This window comes from Paraburkholderia aspalathi (assembly GCF_900116445.1).
Classification (GTDB): Bacteria; Pseudomonadota; Gammaproteobacteria; order Burkholderiales; family Burkholderiaceae; genus Paraburkholderia; species Paraburkholderia aspalathi.
The window spans coordinates 180,641-202,928 of record NZ_FPBH01000005.1; the positions used below are offsets into that span (position 1 = coordinate 180,641).

At 62.6% G+C, this 22,288-nt stretch carries 25 protein-coding genes; 9 read left to right on the top strand and 16 right to left on the bottom strand.

Going from position 1 to position 22,288, the window contains the following annotated elements; genetic code table 11:
• The first annotated feature begins 5 nt into the window (after positions 1-5).
• A complete protein-coding gene (locus BM438_RS10575) occupies positions 6-677 on the top strand; it encodes a VC0807 family protein (protein ID WP_093634230.1) in 672 nt (223 codons plus the stop codon).
• A 9-nt stretch (positions 678-686) separates the two neighbouring features.
• Here BM438_RS10575 and BM438_RS10580 read toward each other — a convergent pair whose 3' ends face one another.
• A complete protein-coding gene (locus BM438_RS10580; protein WP_093634438.1) occupies positions 687-1,553 on the bottom strand; it encodes a LysR family transcriptional regulator in 867 nt (288 codons plus the stop codon).
• A gap of 127 nt (positions 1,554-1,680) precedes the next feature.
• Here BM438_RS10580 and BM438_RS10585 point away from each other — a divergent pair, with 127 nt between their 5' ends.
• From BM438_RS10585 to BM438_RS10605, 5 genes are all read left to right on the top strand, one after another.
• The gene (locus BM438_RS10585) at positions 1,681-2,625 is read left to right on the top strand and encodes an AEC family transporter (RefSeq protein WP_093634231.1); all 945 of its coding nucleotides are present in this window, start codon (positions 1,681-1,683) and stop codon (positions 2,623-2,625) included.
• Positions 2,626-2,762: 137 nt separating this feature from the next.
• Positions 2,763-3,602, top strand: a complete 840-nt coding sequence (locus tag BM438_RS10590; RefSeq protein ID WP_093634232.1) for an AraC family transcriptional regulator — start codon at positions 2,763-2,765, stop codon at positions 3,600-3,602.
• 272 nt (positions 3,603-3,874) lie between these two features.
• Positions 3,875-4,840 carry a quinone oxidoreductase family protein gene (locus tag BM438_RS10595; protein WP_093634233.1) on the top strand — a complete coding sequence of 322 codons (966 nt, stop codon included), beginning with the start codon at positions 3,875-3,877 and terminating at the stop codon, positions 4,838-4,840.
• A gap of 55 nt (positions 4,841-4,895) precedes the next feature.
• Entirely contained in the window at positions 4,896-5,072 is a 177-nt protein-coding gene (locus tag BM438_RS10600) for a DUF1427 family protein (protein ID WP_093634439.1), read from the top strand.
• 198 nt (positions 5,073-5,270) lie between these two features.
• The gene (locus BM438_RS10605; RefSeq protein ID WP_093634234.1) at positions 5,271-5,849 is read left to right on the top strand and encodes a DUF4337 domain-containing protein; all 579 of its coding nucleotides are present in this window, start codon (positions 5,271-5,273) and stop codon (positions 5,847-5,849) included.
• 74 nt (positions 5,850-5,923) lie between these two features.
• Here the strand turns inward: BM438_RS10605 and BM438_RS10610 are convergent, their stop codons facing one another.
• The 5 genes from BM438_RS10610 to BM438_RS10630 all read right to left on the bottom strand — a co-directional run bounded on the left by BM438_RS10610 (position 5,924) and on the right by BM438_RS10630 (position 9,185).
• Entirely contained in the window at positions 5,924-7,201 is a 1,278-nt protein-coding gene (locus BM438_RS10610; RefSeq protein WP_093634235.1) for an RNA polymerase sigma factor, read from the bottom strand.
• 4 nt (positions 7,202-7,205) lie between these two features.
• Complete coding sequence (locus tag BM438_RS10615) at positions 7,206-7,613, bottom strand: VOC family protein (RefSeq protein ID WP_093634236.1); 408 nt, start codon at positions 7,611-7,613, stop codon at positions 7,206-7,208.
• An 84-nt stretch (positions 7,614-7,697) separates the two neighbouring features.
• On the bottom strand, positions 7,698-8,225 hold the full coding sequence (locus tag BM438_RS10620) for an SRPBCC family protein (RefSeq protein ID WP_093634237.1): 528 nt from the start codon (positions 8,223-8,225) through the stop codon (positions 7,698-7,700).
• 37 nt (positions 8,226-8,262) lie between these two features.
• A complete protein-coding gene (locus BM438_RS10625) occupies positions 8,263-8,676 on the bottom strand; it encodes a YciI family protein (RefSeq protein ID WP_093634238.1) in 414 nt (137 codons plus the stop codon).
• A 155-nt stretch (positions 8,677-8,831) separates the two neighbouring features.
• On the bottom strand, positions 8,832-9,185 hold the full coding sequence (locus BM438_RS10630) for a YciI family protein (protein WP_093634239.1): 354 nt from the start codon (positions 9,183-9,185) through the stop codon (positions 8,832-8,834).
• Positions 9,186-9,447: 262 nt separating this feature from the next.
• On the opposite strand from BM438_RS10630, the gene BM438_RS10635 reads away from it, so the two are divergent.
• Positions 9,448-9,603 (top strand): glycine zipper 2TM domain-containing protein, encoded by a 156-nt coding sequence (locus BM438_RS10635; RefSeq protein WP_372342256.1) that lies wholly within the window; start codon positions 9,448-9,450, stop codon positions 9,601-9,603.
• Positions 9,604-9,894: 291 nt separating this feature from the next.
• A complete protein-coding gene (locus BM438_RS10640) occupies positions 9,895-11,853 on the top strand; it encodes a hypothetical protein (protein ID WP_093634241.1) in 1,959 nt (652 codons plus the stop codon).
• A gap of 40 nt (positions 11,854-11,893) precedes the next feature.
• On the opposite strand, the gene BM438_RS10645 is transcribed toward BM438_RS10640, so the two are convergent.
• From BM438_RS10645 to BM438_RS44785, 8 genes are all read right to left on the bottom strand, one after another.
• Positions 11,894-12,175 carry a hypothetical protein gene (locus BM438_RS10645; RefSeq protein ID WP_093634242.1) on the bottom strand — a complete coding sequence of 94 codons (282 nt, stop codon included), beginning with the start codon at positions 12,173-12,175 and terminating at the stop codon, positions 11,894-11,896.
• Between the two features lie 140 nt (positions 12,176-12,315).
• Positions 12,316-12,666 carry a copper-binding protein gene (locus BM438_RS10650; protein ID WP_093634243.1) on the bottom strand — a complete coding sequence of 117 codons (351 nt, stop codon included), beginning with the start codon at positions 12,664-12,666 and terminating at the stop codon, positions 12,316-12,318.
• Positions 12,663-15,869, bottom strand: coding sequence for an efflux RND transporter permease subunit (locus BM438_RS10655; RefSeq protein ID WP_093634244.1), 3,207 nt, complete (start codon positions 15,867-15,869; stop codon positions 12,663-12,665). The genes BM438_RS10650 and BM438_RS10655 overlap by 4 nt, the downstream gene beginning before the upstream one ends.
• Positions 15,866-17,416, bottom strand: a complete 1,551-nt coding sequence (locus BM438_RS10660; protein ID WP_093634245.1) for an efflux RND transporter periplasmic adaptor subunit — start codon at positions 17,414-17,416, stop codon at positions 15,866-15,868. Before BM438_RS10660 ends, BM438_RS10655 begins: the two co-directional genes overlap by 4 nt.
• An 11-nt stretch (positions 17,417-17,427) precedes the next feature.
• Positions 17,428-18,723: a TolC family protein gene (locus BM438_RS10665; protein ID WP_093634246.1), complete on the bottom strand. Its 1,296-nt coding sequence runs from the start codon at positions 18,721-18,723 to the stop codon at positions 17,428-17,430.
• Positions 18,724-18,815: 92 nt separating this feature from the next.
• Complete coding sequence (locus BM438_RS10670) at positions 18,816-19,178, bottom strand: hypothetical protein (RefSeq protein WP_093634247.1); 363 nt, start codon at positions 19,176-19,178, stop codon at positions 18,816-18,818.
• Positions 19,179-19,321: 143 nt separating this feature from the next.
• Positions 19,322-19,795, bottom strand: coding sequence for a hypothetical protein (locus BM438_RS10675; protein ID WP_093634248.1), 474 nt, complete (start codon positions 19,793-19,795; stop codon positions 19,322-19,324).
• A 181-nt stretch (positions 19,796-19,976) separates the two neighbouring features.
• The gene (locus tag BM438_RS44785; RefSeq protein ID WP_143131690.1) at positions 19,977-20,339 is read right to left on the bottom strand and encodes a hypothetical protein; all 363 of its coding nucleotides are present in this window, start codon (positions 20,337-20,339) and stop codon (positions 19,977-19,979) included.
• A gap of 400 nt (positions 20,340-20,739) precedes the next feature.
• Between BM438_RS44785 and BM438_RS10685 the strand changes: the two genes are divergently transcribed.
• Positions 20,740-21,090: a DOPA 4,5-dioxygenase family protein gene (locus BM438_RS10685; protein WP_093634249.1), complete on the top strand. Its 351-nt coding sequence runs from the start codon at positions 20,740-20,742 to the stop codon at positions 21,088-21,090.
• Positions 21,091-21,130: 40 nt separating this feature from the next.
• Here the strand turns inward: BM438_RS10685 and BM438_RS10690 are convergent, their stop codons facing one another.
• Positions 21,131-21,442, bottom strand: a complete 312-nt coding sequence (locus BM438_RS10690) for a high-potential iron-sulfur protein (RefSeq protein WP_093634250.1) — start codon at positions 21,440-21,442, stop codon at positions 21,131-21,133.
• Positions 21,443-21,490: 48 nt separating this feature from the next.
• Positions 21,491-22,180: a nitroreductase gene (locus BM438_RS10695; RefSeq protein WP_093634251.1), complete on the bottom strand. Its 690-nt coding sequence runs from the start codon at positions 22,178-22,180 to the stop codon at positions 21,491-21,493.
• Positions 22,181-22,288: the final 108 nt, after the last annotated feature.

The window sequence follows — 22,288 nt, forward strand, 5'->3', positions numbered from 1 at the left end:
GCACGATGAAAGCCCGCTTGCGTTACCTCTCCGCGCTGGTCGTGAACGTCGCCTTTCCCTGGCTCGCCTACCGGCTTGCGTTCCCTCACTACGGCCAGCTCGGCGCGCTGGTTGCATCGGCACTCCCCTTGATCGCGTGGATGAGCTGGGACCTTGTCCGCTATCGCCATTTCGACGCGCTCAGTGCCATCGTGCTGGTCGGCATCGTGCTGTCGCTGCTTGCAATGGCCACCGGGGGCAGCGCGCACATGCGCGCGCTGGAAGATCCAATGGTCTCAGGGATGATCGGCGCGTCGTTCCTCGTCTCCCTGGCGTTACCGCGCCCGCTCGTGTACTACCTCGGCCGTTCGACGAGGGCGCGCGAAGATCATCGCAGCGTCGAAAGCTACGAAAAGCATTGGCGCGAACGCCCTGCGCTCGTCGCCTATGTCCGGTTGATGACGCTGGTGTGGGGCCTCGGTATGACCGGGGAGAACCTCTTGCGCAGCCTGATTATCTGGCAGCGGCCGAACGGTCCGCACTCGGAGCTAGCCTCCGACATACTGCGTTACGGCGTCTATGCTGGCTTAACAGCATGGACGTTCTGGTGCCGACAGCGCCTCAAGCAGGACGCCATGCGCTATCCAGCCGATCCTGCCGACCCTGCGAACGCCACCGACCATCTGGCGAATTCATGAAGCCGCCTCTCACGCCATCTCGAGAAACCGCGCCAGACACGGATTGCGATTAGCCGGCGACCACGCCAGCACCTGCTCGATCAGCGGCGCGTCGACTAACGGCCGGAACACCACGCCCGCGAGTTGCGCTTTACGCATCGAGGCGGGCACCAGCGCCACCCCTACCCCTTCATCGACGAGACTGAGCACCGTCTGCTGCAACTGCACTTCGAAGCGGATATCCGGTTCGAAGCCGCCTGAGCGGCAATGCTCGAGAATGGCCGTGCGCAAGCTCGGCGCGACTTCCTCGGACGCCAGCACGAATGGCTCGCCCGCCAGTTGCGCGATCTTCAGACGCCGGGCGCGGGCGCGTGGATGGCTGCGTGACAAGGCCACGCACAAAGGTTCGCGAAGAATCGTCCGGATCGCGATGCCCTTGTCGGGCACGCCTGGAAACATGATCGCGGCGTCAATCTGGCCGGCCAGCACTTGTGCAGCCAGATCGTTCGATACGACCTCGCGCAGGTTCAAGGCGACCTCGGGAAACGCGGCGCCGAACGTGCGCGCATAGCCGGGCACGACGCTGTACGCAGCGCACATCGTGAAGCCGATGGCGAGCTTGCCGGCGTCGCCATGCGCCGCCGCCTGGGCATTGCTGACGGCTTGCTCCACGGACGCAAGGATCGCCTTCGCATCGGCGTAAAAGCGCTCGCCCGCCGCGGTCAATGTGACGCTTCGCGGACTGCGCTCCAGCAGCGTCACACCCAGGTTCGCCTCCAGCGCCGCCAGTTGCCGACTCAACGGCGGTTGCGACAGATTCAGGCGCGCCGCTGCGCGGCCGAAATGCCGCGTCTCAGCGAGAGTCACGAAGTAGCGTAACGGCTTGATATCGATCACGACGCCCTCGCGCTGAATGACGATGCAGAAAAGGTATTGTTGCCGGCAGAAAACAGTATTGGATTGTATCAACGCAAGCCACTACGCTGGCGCATCGCTCCCTGCGCCCACGCTTTCTATTTAATCGATGTTAGCTACTCTCGAGATTCTGCTTCCCGTGTTCGGCCTGATTTTCGCGGGCTTTGCATGCCGCCGGCGCGGCGTGCTCGGACCGAACTCCGCGTCCGAACTGAACCGCTTCGTCGTCTGGCTGGCGCTGCCGGCGCTGCTGTTCGACACGATGGCGCATGCCACGTGGCAACAGCTTTATCAGCCGGCCTTCGTCGCGGCGTTTTCGATCGGGTGCCTCGGTGCGTTTCTGCCGATTCTCGCCATGCGGATGATCGGGGGCCGGCATCTGGCCGACGCGAGCGTCGATGCGATTGCGGCGTCGTATCCGAACACCGGCTACATCGGCTTTCCGCTTGGCATGATCGCGTTCGGCTCGGCCAGCCTGACACCGACCACGATCGCCACGATCCTCGTCGCGTGCGTGCTTTTTGCGCTTGCCATCGTGCTGATCGAAATCGGCCTGCAGACCGAACGCACGCCGCACAAGCTGGGGTTGAAAGTGTTGGGATCTCTGGCGCGCAATCCGTTGATCGTGTCGCCAATCCTGGGCGTGCTGTTGGCGAGCACCCATGTCGCGTTGCCGCAAAGCGCGGAGACGTTTCTGAAGCTGCTGAGCGGCGCTGCCAGTCCGTGTGCATTGGTCAGCCTTGGCTTGTTCCTCGCTGAAAAGCGTCCGTCCGAGGCGGGCGCGGGCGGCATCTCGCTGCTGCTGACCGGCGTCAAGCTAGTGGGGCAGCCGGCGCTGACCTGGTGGCTCGCGGCGCGCGTGTTCGGGCTCTCATCCACACTGGTCGAGATGGCTGTTGTGCTCGCCGCGCTGCCCACCGGCACCGGTCCATTCATGCTGGCCGAGTTCTACCGACGCGAGGCGCACATCACCTCGCGCACGATTTTGCTGTCGACGGTGGGGTCGATCGTGACCCTTTCGCTGTTGCTGCTAGTGATGGGGCATCGTACGTAAGCAAAGCCAGAGAATATCCGGCCCGCCGCGCCTCGCGCTATGCTTCGCACACGGACCACCAAGGTCCACACTCTCCTTCCGCAAAGAGCAAAGAGCGAACAGCAAACAGCAAACAGCAAACAGCGAACCGAACTGCCGTGCCCAAAGCCCGCCCACCCGAACTTCACGACGACGCCGACGCCCGCTCCCTCGCGCGGCGCTATCCGCGTGGGCTGCGCATCGACCCGCATTCGCACACGTGGGCGCAGGTGCTGTATGCGGTATCGGGCGTGATGTGGGTGGAAGTCGGCCGCGAGGCGCTGGTGGTGCCGCCGCAGCGCGCGGTCTGGTTGCCGGCCGGCACGGTCCACTCCATCCACATGATGAGCGAGGTGGAGATGCGCAATATCTATCTGCACGAACGCAACGTCGGCCATCTGAGCCGGCGCAGCGACGTGTTCGAGATCAACGGCCTGCTGCGCGAACTCATCACGTCGATTGCGGAACACGAGCGTACCCATGCTCGCGACGAAACCTATCTGGAAGCCGCCTATCGTCTCGCGATGCTTGAGCTGGGGCATGCCCCGCGCTCATCGCTGCGCATCGCGCTGCCCGATGCGTCGGACCGGCGGCTCGACGCGTTGTGCCGCGCGGTGATCGACAACCCGTCGATCGCGATCAGCTTCGAACAGCACGCGGCCTCCGTCGGCGCGAGCGTGCGGACCTTGGCTCGCCTCTTCACGCGTGAGTTGGGCGTGGGCTTTGCCGAATGGCGGCGTCAGGTGCAACTTGCGGTGGCCGTGTCAGGTCTCGCCGAAGGTCGCTCGGTCAGCAGCATTGCGCGCTCGCTGGGCTTCCAGCCGAGCAGCTTCAGCGACATGTTCCGGCGCGAGTTAGGCGCGCCGCCGACCGGCTTCGATCCGAGCGGCACACTCAGCGAGGCGGCTTCTGAAGCTTCGCTGGAGCAGGCCCGAGACAAGCTGTCCACTGACGGGTAAGTTATACGCACTGACGGCAGCGAGATTCGCCCTTGCAGCTAAGCCAGCGCTCGCTGGCGGCTTAACGAACCGCGCTGACATCCGCGCCCTCCACCGTCGGCCAAGCCGTTTGCGCTGCCGGCCCAACGACGCCCAGCCTGGCCTGTAGGCCGCCACACCGCACGTCTTGTCCGAAATTCGAAAGTCTTTGTCTCAACGCCTTTGTACCGGTCATCTAGACTACGCTCATCGACTGCACGACGCAGCGCACGACCTGACAGGAGTGACACGCAATGAAAGCGATTCAGTTCAAGACTTTTGGCAACCCCGAAGTGCTCGAATACGTCGATCTGCCAACGCCCCAAGCCGACGCAGACAGCGCCGTCGTGCAGGTCAAGGCGGCCTCGGTGAATCCGAGCGACGTCAAGAACGTGTCCGGCCATTTCGAACACACCGTTCTGCCGCGCACGCCCGGCCGCGACTTCAGCGGCGTCGTGACAGCCGGTCCCGCCGAATGGCTCGGCGCCGAAGTCTGGGGCACGGGCGGCGATATCGGCTTCACACGCGACGGCACCCACGCCGAGTTCATCAAGATTCCGCTCGCCGCGTTGTCGCGCAAACCCACCACGCTCAGCCACACGGAGGCCGCCGCGATCGGCGTGAACTTCGTGGTCGCGTGGCTCGGCACGGTCGAGTACGCACACCTGCAAGCCGGCGAGACGATCGCCGTGATCGGCGCGGGCGGCGGCGTCGGCGGCGCGGTGGTGCAGATCGCGAAAGCGCGGGGCGCTCGCGTGATCGGAGTCGATCGTCATCCACTTTCCGCCGACACGCCCGCAGGCCGATTGATCGACGACTACGTTCCGTTCGACGAAAACGCAACCGCGGCTATCAAAGCGCTGACCGGCGGCGCCGGCGCGGACGTGGTGTACGACACGGTCGGCGGCGTCGCCTTCGAGACCGCACTGAGTCTCGTCAAGCGCCGCGGCCGGGTGCTGGAAATCAGCGCCACGGGCAAACGCCGCGTGGAATTCGACCTGATCGATTTCTATCACAACGAGACGCAACTGCTCGGCGTGGACAGCGCCAAGCTGGGCGTCGCCGAATCGGCGCCGTTGATGACGGCGCTGGTAGAAGGCTTCGAGAACGGCAAGCTGCAAGGGCCGGCCATCGCGCAGGAATTCCCGCTCGAACGGGCACGCGAGGCCTACGAATCGGTGGCCGCCGGCACGCGCGGCCGGGTCGTCATCACGATGTAATTGCCGACATGACCGGCGGGCGTGGCTGCCCGCATTTCAGATGGGTATGAACAACATGAAAGCGTATTTGGTCTCGCTCGCGGCCGGCGTCGTAGTCGGTTTGATCTACAGCGTGATGCAGGTGAAGTCGCCCGCGCCGCCGACCATCGCCCTGGTCGGGTTGCTCGGCATGCTAGCCGGCGAGCACGCAATCCCGTTAGTGCGGACGTGGCTGTCCGTCGGTATTCACTGACGCCCACCCACTAACGTCATCCCACTAACGTCAGTCATCGACCTCTCTTCGCACCAATAGCTTTTCCGCCACCGGCCGCAGCACGCTAAGATGGAGCCCGCTGGGTCGGCGAGCCGCGCTTGCAGCTTCGCCCGCGCATGTGCCACCGACATGCGCGCCGCCCGGAGACCACAAGAAAAGCCTGGCTCGGAGAATCAGATGTCTGAAGAATATGAAGTGCATGGTCCGCACGACCATGCGGTTGAACACGCTGGCCACCATGACTCGGACCCGTTTGCGAGCCGCATGGCCGTGATGACGGCGATCCTCGCGACGATCGGCGCACTGTGTGCCTACCAGAGCGGCAACAGCGAAAATCTGGCGCTGTACTACAAGAACGAAGCCGCCATTAAAAAGACCGAAGCGTCGAATCAATGGAACTACTACCAGGCCAAGGGCGAGAAAGAGAATCTCGCTGAACTCGGCGCGGCGCTGTCGCTCGGCAATACCGATGCGCACGCGAAGTTCGCCGCCGACGTCGACAAGTACAAGCAGCAGAAAGAGCCGATCCGCGCGAAGGCTGAAGCGATCGAAAGGGAAGTCGTGGACAACGACGCTAAAAGCGAAGCGTTGCTGCATGGCCATCATCGCTGGGCGCAGGCCACGACCTTGATTCAGGTGGCCATCGCCCTCTGCGCGATCACGTTGCTGACCCGCAAGAAATGGCTACGCAATCTGTCGTTCGGGATTGCGGCTGCGGGTGTGGTCACTGCCGCTGTGGCCTTCTTTTCGGCGTGATTTCGCAAATGACGTTTGCCGCGATGCTCGGCATGGCGTGCGTCAGTTGATCCGGTAAGTTACCTACGTACGGTTCAATGCGCGCGGCCGCGCGCGGCACGCTCGAGCAACAGTTCGCGCTCGCGAGCATTGCGCGTCATGCCGGCAGCGCGTTCGAATTCGGCGCACGCCTCTTCCACGCGGCCGAGTTTCTCCAGCAGATCGCCGCGCACGCTCGGCAACCAGTGATAGTTCGCGAGCGCAGCATCGGCGGCGAGCGCGTCGACGATTTCCAGACCGGCAGCCGGTCCGAATGCCATGCCGACTGCCACCGCCCGATTCAACTCCACCACCGGCGAAGGCGTCACCTGCGCCAGCGCGTCGTACAACGCGACGATCTGCGCCCAATCGGTCTCTTCGGCACGGCGGGCACGCGCGTGGCACGCGGCCAGCGCAGCCTGCAGCGCATAGGGACCGCTCGCGCCGCCCAACGCGTGCGCGGTGCCGAGCGCGGTCAGCCCACGGCGGATCAGCAGCGGGTCCCAGCGGCTGCGGTCCTGGTCGAGCAGCAGCACCGGTCGGCCCTCGGCATCGGTGCGCGCATGCGTACGCGACGCCTGGATTTCCATCAACGCGACGAGGCCATGCACTTCGCTTTCGTCCGGCACGAGTCCGCTCAGCACACGCCCCAGCAGCAGCGCTTCCGCGCACAACGCCGGACGCATCCAGTCGTCGCCGGTTGTGGCCGAATAGCCTTCGTTGAAAATCAGATAGATCACCTGCAGCACCGACGCGAGCCGCGGCGCACGCGCATCCGCCTGCGGCACCTCGAACGGCACTTTGGCCGCAGACAACGTGCGTTTGGCTCGCACGATGCGCTGCGCGATGGTCGGCTCGGGCACGAGAAACGCGCGCGCGATTTCGTCAGTGGTGAGGCCGCCGAGCAGGCGCAACGTCAGCGCGACGCGTGCGTCGGTGGACAACACCGGGTGGCACGCCGTGAACACCAGGCGCAGCAGGTCGTCGCCGATATCGTCGGCGCGTGCGGCATCGAGGGTATCGACGAAATCCGGCACGAGGTGCGCCTCCATTGCGTCGAGATCGTGTCCCAACTCTTCACGCTTGCGAGCATGCAGCGCTTCCTGGCGCAAGCGGTCGAGGGCGCGGTTCTTCGCGGTCGCCATCAGCCACGCTCCCGGGTTGTCGGGCACGCCCGCGTCAGGCCAATGTTCGAGCGCCGCCACCAGCGCGTCCTGCGCCAGCTCTTCGGCGAGCCCCACGTCACGCACGATCCGCGCGACGTGGGCGATGACCTTGGCGGATTCGATCCGCCAGACTGCCTCGATGGCACGATGGGTGGCCGGTTTTGTCACGGGATCAGCCCGCTGCCTTGGCGTTCGGATCCATGTAGATCAGCTCCCAGATGTGTCCGTCGATATCTTCGAAGCCGTGCCCGTACATGAAACCGTAGTCCTGCGGCGCGCGCGGCACCGTGCCGCCAGCGGCAAGCGCCTTCGCGACCAGCGCATCCACCTCGCCCCGGCTCTCGCACGAGAGACCCACCAACGCCTCGGTGCTTTCCTTCGGATTGCAAAGCGACTTGCGCGTGAAGGACTTGAACAGGTCCTTGACCAGCAGCATCGCGTAGAGGTTCTCGCCGAGAATCAGACACGCGGCCTGCCCGTTGGTGAATTGCGCCTCAAAGCTGAAACCGATCGTGCTGAAAAATGCCTTCGACCGTTCGAGATCGTCGACAGCGAGATTGACGTAGATCTGCTTATGCATGATGAAATCCAGTGATCGGGTTGGGCGCTCGCCGGGGCGGCGCATTGCGTCGTAGTCCGCCACGCATGCAGCGTTCCCGCGTACTCAGCTCGCCTCGGCCAGCGTTTTCAGATTGCTCAGGCCATCTTCGAAATCCTTGCCGACCATGCGGTCCATGCTGACGAACACCTGCATCAGCTTCGACAGAAACGGCGCTGGCCCATACATCGCCCAGGTGACCTGAGTCGCGCCGGCCTCCGGCTTCAACGTGAAATCGGCCATGTTATGGGCCTCGAACGGCTTGATAAAATCGAGGTTCATCGTCACGTTCGCCGGCGCCGCCGTGTCGACGATCTCCATCTGCCCCACCCCAACCTTTTCGCCTTGCCACGCATAGCGCGCACCCTTGCCGCTCGGCGTGCCGCTGTAAGTGCCCTGCGCCGCGGGATCTTTGCGCAGGAACGGATTCCAGCGATTGAACTGATGCAGGTCGTCGATCAAGCCGTAGACCCGCTCGGGCGGCGCCTCGATGCGCACACTGCGTTCGATCCGAAAATTGTCCGGCCGCGTCGCCGCGTAGATGAGCAGCAGACCCACCGCCGCAACGACGGTGATCAGAATAACTTTGAGCATGATGAATCCTCTCGATGTGGCCGGATCGGCGTCGCGATTAATGTTTGGCCGCGTCCAGCTTGCGGAAGCGGTCCACTTCCGGGCTCGGCTCGAAGTCCTCGAGTTCATATAGCTGCCGCACTTCGATTTCGCCTTCGGCATCCTCGCCGAACGGCGCCGGGAAGCGCCGCGCCCATTCCATGGCTTCTTCGCGGGAGCGAACCTGAATCAGGGTGTAGCCGGCGATCAGTTCCTTGGTTTCCGCGAACGGACCGTCGATCACCGTGCGCTTGCCCCCGCTGTAGTGGATACGCCAGCCTTTAGAACTCGGCTTCAGACCGGTTGCGTCGAGGAGCACACCGGCCTTGGCCAGTTCTTCATGGTAGGCGCCCATCGCCGCCATCAGGGCTTCGTCCGGCTGGCCGCCGGCTTCGCTGACGGCCGTCGCCTTCACTATGATCATGAATCGCATCGCAATCGCTCCTGGGGTGGTGTGTAGTTGGTGGAGAGCCGTTATCTGTTTGCTGGCTCCTTATTCACACGACGAGCGATGCGTGGCCAGATCGACATGTTTGTCGTTAGCCTAGGGAAAACCCCCAGAAAATAGTTACGAATGGGCAAACCCGCTTATAGGAAACAAGGCCCGAGCTTGCGGACTTCGACAGTGCACCACGAGGCCGCCGGGCAGGCTTGCGCGATCGCCACCGCTTCTTCGCGGGTTTCAACATCGAGCAGGTAGAAGCCGCCGATCATTTCCTTGGCTTCGGCGAACGGACCATCGAGCAGTTTCGCTTGACCGTCGCGCACCTGCACGCGCACGGCGTCATTCGTGGAGGTCAGCGCTTCGGCTGCGACCAGCTTGCCGCGCTCTTTGAGTCCGGTAGCGAAACGCACCATCTGGTCATAAACCTCGCGCCCCGCCTGCTCACCGCGTTCGACGCGTTGATTCGGGGGTTCGACGATAAGCAGCATGTAAGACATGGCGTCTCCGATTGATCGCGCCGCGCAGTGAACACCAGCGAGGCGTACCACGGCAAGAGCGCGCTTACAGTTGGGTTGCGAAAGCCAGTCTAGCAAGCGCGGATGACTCCAGCAAACCCGTTTCACTGCCCGGGCACCCGCGGACCGCAAGCCCTACGGACACTCGTAATACAGTTGCGGCACATGGATTGCTGCTTCGGTTGCATCGATACACATCCGAGGTGACATCATGCGAAATCGATCTGGTCTGGGCGTTATTGCGATGGTATTGGCGCTACTGACATTGATGGCCGGCTGTACCCTTGGCGGTGCGGCAGCAGGCGGCGTGATCGGTAACGAGGCGACCAATCACAGCGCGGTCGGCACAGTCGGCGGCGCAGTAGCCGGCGGCATTATCGGACACGAATTGGGCAAATAATTAGCGCCTGAACTGTCTGAAGCAATTCGATCAGAGAATATGGCGGGTCCGCAAACGCGACTACCCTTCATATTCTCCTATTCAGTCGTTCTCCCACGCGACACAACAACACCACTTTGAAGTATTCTCCCAACGCTTAAGCGCGCGTCGCGAACGCATTGTGTGTGGATTAAAGGCAGCAAATAATCTGCTTTCAATTCGATAAACCGACGCGGCAAATGCAATCGAATTTATCGGCATAATCTGCCGGCATAACAAACTAATCATAGAAACAGGGCATCGGGGAAATTCATGCATCGATCGTTAGTGCGTAGCGGCGTCGCGGCCGCAGTGGCCTTTGCGTTGTTCCAACTCGGCGGTTGTGGCGGCGGCGGTTCCAGTTCAACGTCGTCGAGCACGTCGACGGTCACGGCCACCTCGGTGAACGGCACGGTCGCCGCCGGCAGCGCCGTAGTGGGCGCAACCGTCACGCTGACCGATGCGACCGGCGCTCAGGCCACGGCAACCACCAACACCCAGGGCGCGTACACGATCTCGGTGAAGGGCATGACCGCGCCATTCCTGATCGTCGCCACCGACGCCGCCGGCATCTCCGCCCCGCTCGTCTCCGTGCTCGCCAAACTGCCGAATGGCACGGCGCCGGCTGTCGCCAACGTCACCACGCTGACCACCGCGATTGCCGCCATGCTGACAGCCTCGGGCAACCCGCTCGACCTCGCGTCCACCACGGCACTGGCCAAGGTGACGCTGCCGTCCGTGCAGATCGCCACCATCACGCTCGACACGATGCTGACGAAAATCCTCACGCAGAACGGCATACTGACGGCGGGCTTCGATCCGATCGGTACGGCCTTTACGCCGAACCACACCGGCGCCGATGCGGTGATCGATACGGTGTCGGTCGTATCGGCGGCCAACGGCGGCCTCTTGCTGCTATCGAATGCGGCGCCGGGCACGACCATCGCGCTGAACAACCAGACTGCCCAATCGATCGCACTGGCAGCGCCGTCCGCGGCGGCCAACTATCTGGAACCGCTTGCGTCTCTGCTGACGGCCTGCGCGGCGACCGGCACGCTCAACACGTCATGCTCGCCGGCCATCGACTCCGCTTACCTCGAAAGCGGCTCGACCGATCTGGCCGTAGCCCACAGCCTGACGGAAGCGACCTTAACGGGTGCGGTGTTCGGTTCGCCGAAGACGCTCGCCTTCTTCACCCGCAATGGCAAGCAGCTCGCGCTCGTGCAGTTGCCGGTCACGCTGGCGAGCGGCACGCCAACAGCGCTCTACACCATCGCGCAACAGCTCTCCACGCCCGTCACGCTCGCCAGCGGCACACAACTCGGCTGGGATCTCATCGGAAATCAGTCGCAATTCGCTGTGGCGATCATGTCCCAAATCCAGCGTCGCACTTTCCTCGATTCGAAGTTGAGCGATGTGAACCGCTACGAGTCGGGTCTTAAGATTGCGATCCCGACTACTTCGAATCCGACGGTGTATTCGGCTTCCGTCACGGGACCTGGCCTCGCTGCACCGATCTGGCTGATGCAGCGCAATGCGCTCGGTATCAGTTCGCTGGGTCTGTCGGATCAGCCGTTGAGCGCTGCGCCGGTTTCGCCCGCGACAACCAGCAGCAATACGGAGCTGTATCGCTGGTCATGGCAATCGCTGTCGTCGACTGCGAATTTCACGCCGGCGGCTTCGAGCGGATACTACTCGGCGCAATCGATCGACGCGAGCACCGTGCCGCTCTACTCGACCTACACCGTGACGTTCTACGACCAGAACGGCGCGCAACTCGGCCAGTCGTCGATCATCAATCCGGGCAGCCCGTTGAACGCGGCGGCGGGTAGCACCGTTGCGTGGCCGACGCTGCTGCCGGACTTCGCGACCCAGTTCCTCACGCCAGCCGGATCGCTGGCCAGCGTGCAGTACGCGATGAGCGTGACGTGGTCGAGCCTCGTGAATGGACAGAATCTCGCGTATCCGGTGACGTCCGTGCAGATTCAGGCCTCCCCTGGAACGAGCACCGGCTCGACGACTGCAATCAATGGCTTCTCGATTGGTGCGCCGAACAACACCACGGTCGGTCAGTATCAAACCACCGTCTTTGCAGGAGTCAATGCCGCGGGTGTACAGACTTGCACGAACTGCCCGTTCCCGGCGTTGACGTCCGGTGGTTCGCGGCTCGTGCAGTTGGGTGGCGGACGGAGTGGAATCACGTACTACGACATGACGCAGTACAACGATTAGAGCCGGACAAACGAGAAACGCCGGCCCATCGCAGCGGCTTTCACGTAGCTGGCAACAGCGACCGGGCCTGCTCGAGAAGTGCGCGGGACGCCGCAAACTCGTTGCGTCCCGCCATCGTCAGTGCGGCGTGGCCGGTGCTCGCGAACAGTTCGTCGTTGGACGTTACGACTGCATTCGAACCGGCACCCGGCTGGTCGTAGCGGCGAAAGAACGCGAGCATCTGGAACGCGTCGAGTCGCCAGTCCTCTGGACCGGCCTTGGCCAGAAGCTCAGCGGCGGCCGCCAGTTGCCGCGTGGCGGCGAGGAATTCAGAGCGTTCCATGACACCTGTCTCCTTGTGGGTCGCCGTCACCGGGCGTTCTGAGAGTTTAGCGCAGGACTTCAATAGGCCATCGACCCAGCCGTAGTCTTGCAAACTCGCAGGCCCAAGCAACAAGCCCGCGAGTTTGCATCAACAACGCGTCACGACGCTTTTTCCAGCTTCACGATGGTCATCGTGCCGTCGACGTCTTCAACGCGGACCTTCACTTTGTCGCCTTCGTGAATCTGCTTGATCATCGCGGCGTCCTTCGCCTTGAAGGCCATGGTCATGGCCGGCATCCCGACGTTCTGCAGCGCGCCGTGTTTCAGCGTGACCATGCCGGAGGCCGAGTCCACTTTTCGCACCACCGCGTCCGTGAGGGCCGCATTCGGCGAGTCCTTTGAAGCCGCCGGCTTCATGGACATGTTCATCCCTGCCATATCGTCGCCCGCAAACGCGGGGGCCGCAGCAATGCTACCGAAAGCAGCAAACGCAACAATCCATTTCTTCATTGAAGTTCTCCAGTTTGAGTAGTTGGCACGGTTGTGCCGGAAGGTACTGCATGAGAAAGCCGCGCGTCGGGCAGACGCTTCGCGCGGCGGCGTTGCAGCAGGAACCACGCTGCGGGAATAACCAACATCGAAAGGATGGGCGCCGTGATCATTCCGCCCACCATCGGCGCGGCGATGCGCTGCATGACTTCGGAGCCGGCGCCGTGCCCGACCATGATGGGTATAAGACCGGCAAGCACGACCGCGACCGTCATCGCCTTGGGACGTACACGCTGTACAGCTCCCTCTCGAATTGCATCGAGAAGCAGCGTTTCGGTCAGCGGTTCGCCTGCGTCGAGTCTGCGATTCAGCGCACCCTTCAGGTAAAGCAGCATCACGACACCGAACTCCGCGGCCACGCCAGCGAGCGCAATGAATCCCACGGCGGTCGCGACAGATACGGCATGCCCCAGCATCCAGATAAACCAGAAGCCGCCGATCAGCGCAAAGGGCACCGTCGACATCAATAGCAGCGCGTCACCCACAGAGTTAAACGTCAGAAAAAGCAGCACGAAAATGACCACCAGCGTCACGGGAATCACCGTGCGCAACTTCGCCGCTGCTCGCTCCAGATATTCGAACTGACCGGACCACGCAATCGAATAGCCCGCGGGCAGCGTTACTTTCTCTGCGACCGCGCGCTGCATGGCCTGCACGGCCGAATGCAGGTCCGTATCGCGGATATCGACGTACACGTAACCGGCGAGCCGCGCGTTCTCACTGCGAATCATCGGCGGGCCATCGGCAATCGTGACGTGCGCCACGTCAGCTAGCTGGATTTGCGCGCCACGCTCGGTCACGACTGGCAGCTCGCGCAGCTTCTCGAGCGAATCGCGGATCTCGCGTGGATAGCGGACGTTGATCGGAAAGCGTTCCCGGCCGGCAATGACCTCGCCGACGTTCTCGCCGCCGACTGCGGTGGACACAATCGACTGGATGTCCGCAACCGCGAGGCCGTAACGTGCCGCTGCCAGCCGGTCGATATCGACGTCGATGTATCGACCGCCGTTCAGGCGCTCGGCAAGTGCGGACGTCACGCCGGGCACGGTCTTGACCGCTGCTTCGACCTGCGTTGCGACCTTATCGATTTGCCCGAGGTCGGGGCCCGAAATCTTGACGCCGACCGGCGTCTTGATGCCCGTCGACAGCATGTCCAACCGATTTCGGATAGGCGGAACCCACACGTTCGAGAGCCCCGGCACTTTGACGGTGCGGTCCAGTTCGTCGACCAGCTTCTCCGGCGTCATGCCCGGCCGCCACTCGCTGCGTGGCTTGAACTGAATCGTGGTCTCGAACATCTCGAGCGGCGCGGGGTCGGTCGCCGAGTCAGCGCGGCCGGACTTGCCGAACACGGTCTGCACCTCCGGGACGGTCTTGATGAGCCGGTCGGTCTGCTGCAGCAGTTCACTCGCTTTCTCCGCCGAGATGCCCGGCAGCGCGGTCGGCATATACAGCAGATCGCCTTCGTCGAGCGGCGGCATGAATTCGCCGCCGAGCCGCGAAAGCGGAATCGCCGACGCTGCGAGCGCAACCACCGCCAGACCGATCGCGACCCACGGACGACGCAACGTCGCCTCAAGCAACGGGCGATAGAGCCGGATCAGGGAGCGGTTGATCGGGTTCGCGTTCTCGTGCGGGATGCGGCCGCGGATCAGCAAACCCATCAATACCGGCACCAATGTCACCGACAGCCCCGCCGCCGCTGCGATCGTGTAGGTCTTTGTGAACGCCAGTGGGGAAAACAGCTTGCCTTCCTGGCCTTCGAGCGAAAACACCGGAATGAACGACAACGTGATGACGAGCAACGAGAAAAACAGCGCCGGCCCGACCTCCGCGGCCGACGTCGCGATGAGTTCCCAACGTTCAGCCGAACTGATCGCCTTACCGGGATGCGCGTGCTCGTACGCTTCGAGATGTTTGTGCGCGTTCTCGATCATCACGATGGCCGCGTCGATCATCGCGCCGATGGCAATCGCAATGCCGCCCAACGACATCAGATTCGCGTTCACGCCTTGATAGCGCATCACGATGAAGGCGGCCAGCACGCCTAGGGGCAAGGACAGGATCGCGACAAACGCACTGCGCAGATGGAACAGAAAGACCGCGCAAACGAGCCCGACGATGATGAATTCCTCGACGAGCTTGTCCTTCAGGTTATCCACCGCGCGTTCGATCAACTGTGAGCGGTCGTATGTCGTCACGACTTCCACGCCCGCGGGCAGCGAACGCTTCAGCTCGGCGAGCTTTGCCTTCACCGCCTCGATGGTGGTCAAAGCGTTCTTGCCGGAACGCATCACGATGACACCGCCCGCCACTTCGCCCTGACCGTTCAGCTCACCGATACCGCGCCGCATCTCGGGTCCGATCTGAATACGCGCGACATCACCCAGCAGCACGGGCGTACCGGCTTCGTTCGTACGCAGGACGACGTTGCGAAAGTCGTCGAGCGTGCGCAGGTAACCGGACGAGCGCACCATGTATTCGGACTCCGCCATCTCGACGACTGACCCGCCCGATTCCTGATTCGCCTTGCCTAACGCGTCGGCGACCATCGCCTGTGTAATGCCGTAAGCGCGCAGTTTGTCCGGGTCGAGAACGATCTGATATTGACGCACCATGCCGCCGATGCTCGCGACCTCGGACACATCCGGTACCGACTTCAGCTCGAACTTCAGGAACCAGTCGTTCAGGGCGCGAAGCTGTCCTAGGTCGTGCTGTCCGCTCCGGTCGACGAGTGCATATTCGTAGACCCAGCCGACACCGGTCGCATCCGGTCCGAGCGATACCGTCGCGCCAGGAGGCAGCCTGCTTTGCACCTGATTCAGATACTCGAGTACACGGGAACGGGCCCAATACTGATCGGTTTTGTCGTCGAACAGGACGTAGACGAACGCATCGCCGAATGACGAATACGCGCGAATGGTTTTGGCGTCCGGTACGCCCAGCAGCGTCGTGGTGAGGGGATAGGTGACCTGGTCCTCGACGACCTGCGGCGCCTTGCCCGGATACGACGCCTTGATGATGACCTGCGTATCGGACAAGTCGGGCAGCGCGTCGAGCGGCGTTTGCATTACCGAGTAGACGCCCCATGCCGTGACGAGCACGGTGGCAAGCAGCACCAGAAATCGGTTGTAAATCGACCATCTGATAAGACGCGAGATCATTTGGCGCCTCCCACCGGTTCGACTGTCGTCAACTGGTAACCGCTGTCCGTCTGCCGGAATGCGAAGTGCACTACGTCACCGGGTTTTGCGTCAGGAAAGGCCGTGGGCGATGGTTTGCCGAATGCCATTGTCATCTTGCCCCAGCCCAAAGCCGGGACCGGCTGGTGGGAGAACGTGATGTCTTCAGCAGTCACCTTTTCGACCCTGCCGGTGGTCTCGTACGTTTGGGATGCACCGGCCGCGGCGGATGCGGGTGCTGGCGCGGGTGCGCTCGGGCCTGCGTTGGCGCTCCCCGCGAGGCGAGGAAGAACTGATTTGAGGCTGGCTTCCGAATCGATCAGAAACTGGCCGGACGCCACAACCCGATCGCCATCGTTCAAACCGCTCAACACTTCGGTTTCATCGCCTGCATCTTTGCCGACGGTGACATTCACCGGCTGCAAACGGCCATCGCCGTTCCTGACGATAACCACGGTGCGCTTGCCGGTCGTGATGACCGCTTCGGACGGAACAAGCAGACGCGAGGCCGGTTTCCGCGCGCCGACCCGCACGCGCATCAACATGCCCGGCGTCAGCTTGAACGCGGCGTTGTCGATCTCGAGACGAGCCTGCAGCGTACGGCTGCCCGTGCTGATGCCCGGCAGGATTTCGCGGATCTGCCCTTTGAAGTGCTGAGTGGGATCGCCCGCGAATGCCGCGTCCACCGTCATGCCGGGCTGCACGGTCAGTGCAAGGGATTCCGGTATTTCGACGATGAGCCACAACGTCGAAAGCCCGGCGATCTTGGCGAGCGTCTGCCCGGGCGTCACCATCGCGCCATCGCGGACGTTCAGCTCGCTGACCACGCCCGTTTCCGGCGAGGTCAGCACGACATGCGTCTGCGCCTTGCCGCTCCGGTCGAGATTCGCAACGACGCCGTCAGGGATCGACATCGCCCGCATGCGCGCGCGAGCCGCGTCGAGCATGCTGCTGTCCATACCACTGCGTTTGAGCGCGAGGTATTCTTCCTGCGGCGCCAGCCAGTCCGGCACGAAGAGCGACGCGATCGGCGCGCCCTTCGCTATCCGTTGCATCGGTGCGTCCGCGTACAAGTGGTCGATGTAGCCCGTGACGCGCGACTGCACCACGTCGGCGCGCGATTCGTCGAATTGCGTGGTCCCGACGGCATCGAAGCCTTCGGTCACTTCCTGCCGTCGCGCCGTTGCGTAGCGGATGCCGAGGTTCTGCTGCAAGCCTGGATCGATCTTGACGCCACTCGTGCCCGCATCATCGGCGAAGACCGGTTCGAGCTGCATGTCCATGAAAGGCGACTTGCCCGGTTTGTCGAAATGCTGATTCGGCACCATCGGATCGTGCCAGTACAGCACCTTGCGGCCCGTCTTCGGGTCGATCTTGTCGCCTGCCGCAGATGTCGCGGCGGGCATCGTGGCGGCAGAAGCCGAACCCGCCTGCGTGGAGTGACGCGCGCCGGCCAGGTAGCCTGCGCCTAACAAAGCCGCGGCGGCGAACGCAATGAGAACCGCGCGTGCCAGTTGTTTCTTTTGCATGGTGTTCTCCTTCACTGGCTGATGGACATCGACGCGGGCACTACCTGGTATTCGAGCTGGGCCCATGTCTGGGACACCTCGCGCCGAAGGTCGAGCACCTGTAGCTGAGCGTCGAGCAACGCACGTCGGGCAGCAAACGCGTCCGCAAGCGACCCGCTACCCGCCCGATAGGCCGCGGCAGCGAGCTGGACGCGCCGGTCTGCAGCGGGCAGCAGGGAGTCGGTGAGATGGACGATGCGCTCGCGGCCGCTGGCAAGCGTCGCCGACTGCGTGCGGATATCCGCTTCGACTTGCCGCTGCGCGTCTTCGTACATCAGCCGCGCCTTGGTGCCGAGTTCGGCCTTCTCGTCGGCGTCGCGGTTCTGGCGATTCTTGCGATTGATCGGCAGCGGAATGCTGACGCCGACCGAAACCATGTTCGAGTACTGCCCGCCACGCTGCTGATAAGAGACTTCCCACGTCCAGTTGGGACTGCGGTCGCTGTTGGCGACAGCCGTATCGGCATCGGCGACGGCAATGTCCCGCGAAGCGGCCACCAGCACCGGCTGAACGTCGCGAAGCTCGTCGGGCGGCAGAGACGACACATACGATTGCGGTGCGGGCGGATCACCGCTCACATCGAGAACAGGCGTAGCAGTCCAGCGGGACAGTCCGATCAGTGCGGTTTGAAACGCCTGTTGTGCCTTGAGCAGCTGATCCTGCGTCTGCGCGAGCATCGCCTGCGCCTGCACGACGTCGGCTGCGCTTGCCTTGGCTCCCCGGTAAGACGCTTTCGTCGCGTCCAGTTCGTGACCCATATGACGCACCAGCTCCTGCTGCAACGCGAGCGCCTGCTTTGCGTAGATAGCGCTCAACCACGCAGACGCCGTTTGTTGCCGTGTGTTCACGAGCTGCAGCAGATAGCCGGCTCGCTCGCGGTCCACGACATCGTTCGCCCGCGCGGAGAGCAGGCGGCGTTTGTCACCGGAGACCCATTCCTGCTCGATGCCGATACGGCGCATCGTCATGAAGTCCTGACCGATGGTGAACCGTTGCGATCCGTTCACCGGCAGGTTGTCGATACCCGCTTTGAGCATCGGATCGGGCAATTGACCGGCCCGGACCGCGGCATCGGAGCTGGCGCGCACAGAAGCCTGTGCGGCTCCCATAGCGGAAGAGCGGTCGGTCGCGGCCTGAAGTGCCGCATCGAGCGTGTAGCTTGCTTGCTGGGCGTGCGCCGCGCCGCTCGCGAGAATTAGCGCGGCGAAAAGCGAACGCGCGCGCAGTGGTGCACACCGATTTAACGGTGTGCGAAAAATGAATGGCATGTTCTAACCCCAACGGCGAACTCCCAAACGGAGTCCACGTCCTGGACACAGGACGACCTCACCGCAAATGCGGTGAACCTGTCAGCAAGGGATTAGATGGCGCGAGGAGGTCGCCACGGTCCGGTCGGCTCACGGACCGGCAGCGATTGCGCGTAGTGGAAAACAACGGTGCTCGACAACCCGGCAGGCCGGGTTATACCGGTCGGAGAGACCGGGTGATACAGACTGCCGATCTGGCATTGAGCCATTACCTTGCAGAAAAAGCCCTTGGCTTTTTCTGGCTGCGACGAATGCATCGACTCGCAGCCGGGCATGTCAGCCGACATCGCATCGCTCTCGTCGGCACTCATGCTCATCTGCATTGGACATTCTCCCGTCAAGCCGCTAGCCGCCAGCCCACTAATGGGCAGCGCAGCGCATAGCAACAAGAGGAGCAACGTCCGCAGAAATTTCATGCCGGAGATTATAGCCGCAGTAATTTAACCGGGTGCATCGGATTGGCTATCAACAGCAGGATCGCCGCTGATGCGAAAAAACGCCCCATGCGGGACGTTTTTCGTTTGGGCGTTAGCTTGCTTGCGACGGAGCGGGATGTTGCTTAAACGGTTGCTTCGACAATCGCTTGCGTATGGGCCGATCTCATCAGCCCCTCGATCATCTTCGCTTCCGCGTTCGCGATCTCGCTCAGCGATGCGATCGACAGTTGCCCATCGAGAATCGCCAGCGCCGAGCAAAGACGGGCGTATTCGCTGTCTTCGAGCACCCAGGCGCCGTCTTGATGCTCACGCGCGTCGAGCTGCACCATCGCCGCATGCGCGCTTTCGATATCGGCAATGACGTCTTCGCCAAGACCAAGACGCGCCAGCTCTTGCGACACCAGCAGATGCCGGCTCAAGGTCAGGTGCAAATCCCGCGTGCCCCGACCGCGCCGGAATGCATCGAGGGCGGTGTAGCACTGCAGGAGCATCGCCTCGGTGACCGGCTCGTGGGCGGTGCGGCTATAGGTCAGCGCGCGCAGCAGCGGGGACATGGCCGGCTGGGTGTGCTTGCGGACTCGCGATTTACTGGACATATCGATTCAACCTCCTTCGCTAACTCTCGGCTTTGCCACCGAATGCTGTGCTCTCCGGTGGCAAACGCCGCCGATGCGCTGGCGGCTTGACAGGCCCTTAATGTGAGTCTGTGCAGCCATCATGGCAAGCAACTATTAAGACAGACTTAAACAACTCAAAGTCTCGAATGTGCTCGGCGTCTCACCGCGCGAGCAGATTTTCCGCTACGGCTGGCCGGAAATGCAACGCTGCCATATAGGTTCGGATCGAATAAATACAAGTCACATCGGCCGCATCGACGAAAAAAAAGCCCTGTTCCCGCGAGGGAACAGGGCCGGACAGGATGGAAGAGTCGTACAGGCGCGTGGATGCTTGCCGACTTTTATAACCATCACAAACTACCAAAGCCGTTGCTACCAGAACTGCTACTGCGTTATTGCGGTACTGCTTTACTGCGGTATTGCGGTATTGCGTTACAGCTCGGTCCCTCGCCATCAACATCGCCTCGCTGCAACCCCCTGCTGATTCGTGCGCGTGACTGCTGCGATTGCGCACTATTTGCATTGCTTCGACTTCCTACTGCTTTACTGCCCTGCCACGTCGGTCAAACGCGGCAAACTGCCATCAACGGTACGGTTCAAAACAACGCGGGGGAAGACCGCGTCCATGGGCTCGGTGACTTGTCGCTCCATGGAAAACAGTTTATGTGAACACACGAAAATGCAATTGCGCGAAACGAGGGGAATTGGCACGCCAGTTTGCCGAATCGCCGCGGTGTGAAGGTTTCTTCAGACTTGAGCCGTGAGCGTAAGCGCCCGAAACACAAGCGCGCGGCCTGTACGAACGCCTGGGCTTCGAAATCGTCGCCGAAGAGGAAATAGAGTTTCTGATGCGGCGCGCGCCGCACGCGTCTGCGCAAATTCGAGCAGAATGACCGTCTGACAAAGACGGAACGAAACCCGCCATGACCTTTCGCGATACCTCGGCCATCGAGAGCTGGCACGCCCACGTTTACTTCGATTCAGGTAGCCGCGACGCCGCGTGGACCTTTCGCGAGCAAATCGAAGCTCATTGGAACGGCAAACTGCAAATGGGCCGCTTTCACGAACGCCCGGTCGGACCGCACCCGATGTGGTCGTATCAGCTCGCATTCGCGCAGGAGCAGTTCGCCGAGCTCGTCGGCTGGCTCACGCTGAATCACGGCGCCCTCGATATCTTTCTGCACCCGAATACCGGCGACGCCTTGCGCGACCACCGCGACGCGGCGCTGTGGATCGGCCGTTCGCATGAGCTCGTACTGAGCGCTTTCAACTAGGCGCCAAGGCATCCGCAGCGGCGCACGGCCGCTAGCCCAGTCACATATTCGAGTATGAGTTGCACCATCCACGCGCGGCGACCTGCTTGTCGCCGAACAGCGTGCAGCCACCGTAGGAATCGGTAGGCTTACCCTGGAATAGCGAGCAGTTGGCGCAGGTTTGTCCTGCGGCGTAGCTGGGGAACTTCGCCTTGTCGACCTTTGCCGCGTCCTCTTTATAGCCGACGGCCTGCGCCTTCGGATCGGCTTCGCTCAGTGCGTTCGCGGTGTCGGCGAACGCGACGCGGGACAGCATGAGCGATGAGCTCACGCCCACACTCAGCATCAGAAAATGGCGGCGTGAGGTTTTCATCATGGTCCGAGGGGAAGATTGGAAAGTGGGGATGCCCATGGATCGGGTTCAATCGAGAAATCGCGTGAACCGTTCAACCGGTTCGCGATCCGTGCGTAACGTATTGACCAGCGCGTTTTCGTCGGCGAAACCGAGCGACATGCCGCATACCAGTTGCTCTTCGGCCGGCAGGCCGAGATGCTCGGCAATCAGCCGGTGAAACTGCGTAAAGGCCGCCTGCGGACAGGTATCGAGGCCGCGCCCGCGCGCCGCCGTCATGATCGCTTGCAGGAACATGCCGTAATCGAGCCAGCTGCCGAGCTCCATTACCCGCTCGATCGTGAAGAACAGGCCAACCGGCGCGCCGAAGAACCGGAAGTTCTGCGCATGCTGTTCATGCATGCGCGTCTTGTCGCCCTTCTCGATACCTAGCAAGCCGTACAGATCCCAGCCGATCTTGCGGCGGCGATCGATGTAGGGCGACACCCATTGGTGCGGATAGTAGCGATACTCTTCCTGATACAGCGCATCGCGTTGAGGGTCGTCATAGGCGGCGACCAGAGTCTCCGACAGGCGCGCGAGCGACTCGCCCGTCACCACATAGACTTTCCACGGCTGAGTATTGGTGCCCGAGGGAGCGCGGCTGGCCGCTTCGAGAATCGCCTCGATATCGGCGCGCGCAACCGGCGTGGGCAGAAAGGCGCGGATCGACCGCCGCGATATCAAGGCGGCGTCGACCTGGTTGGGGGACGTGGTCATCGGCAGAAATCCGGCAGGGCCAACGGTTTTTGGCGGTCTGCGACGATTCTAGCGCGAGCGCCCACTTTTCCGCTGGCAGGCGTGCAGGGTTCCGGGCGGGCGCGTCAC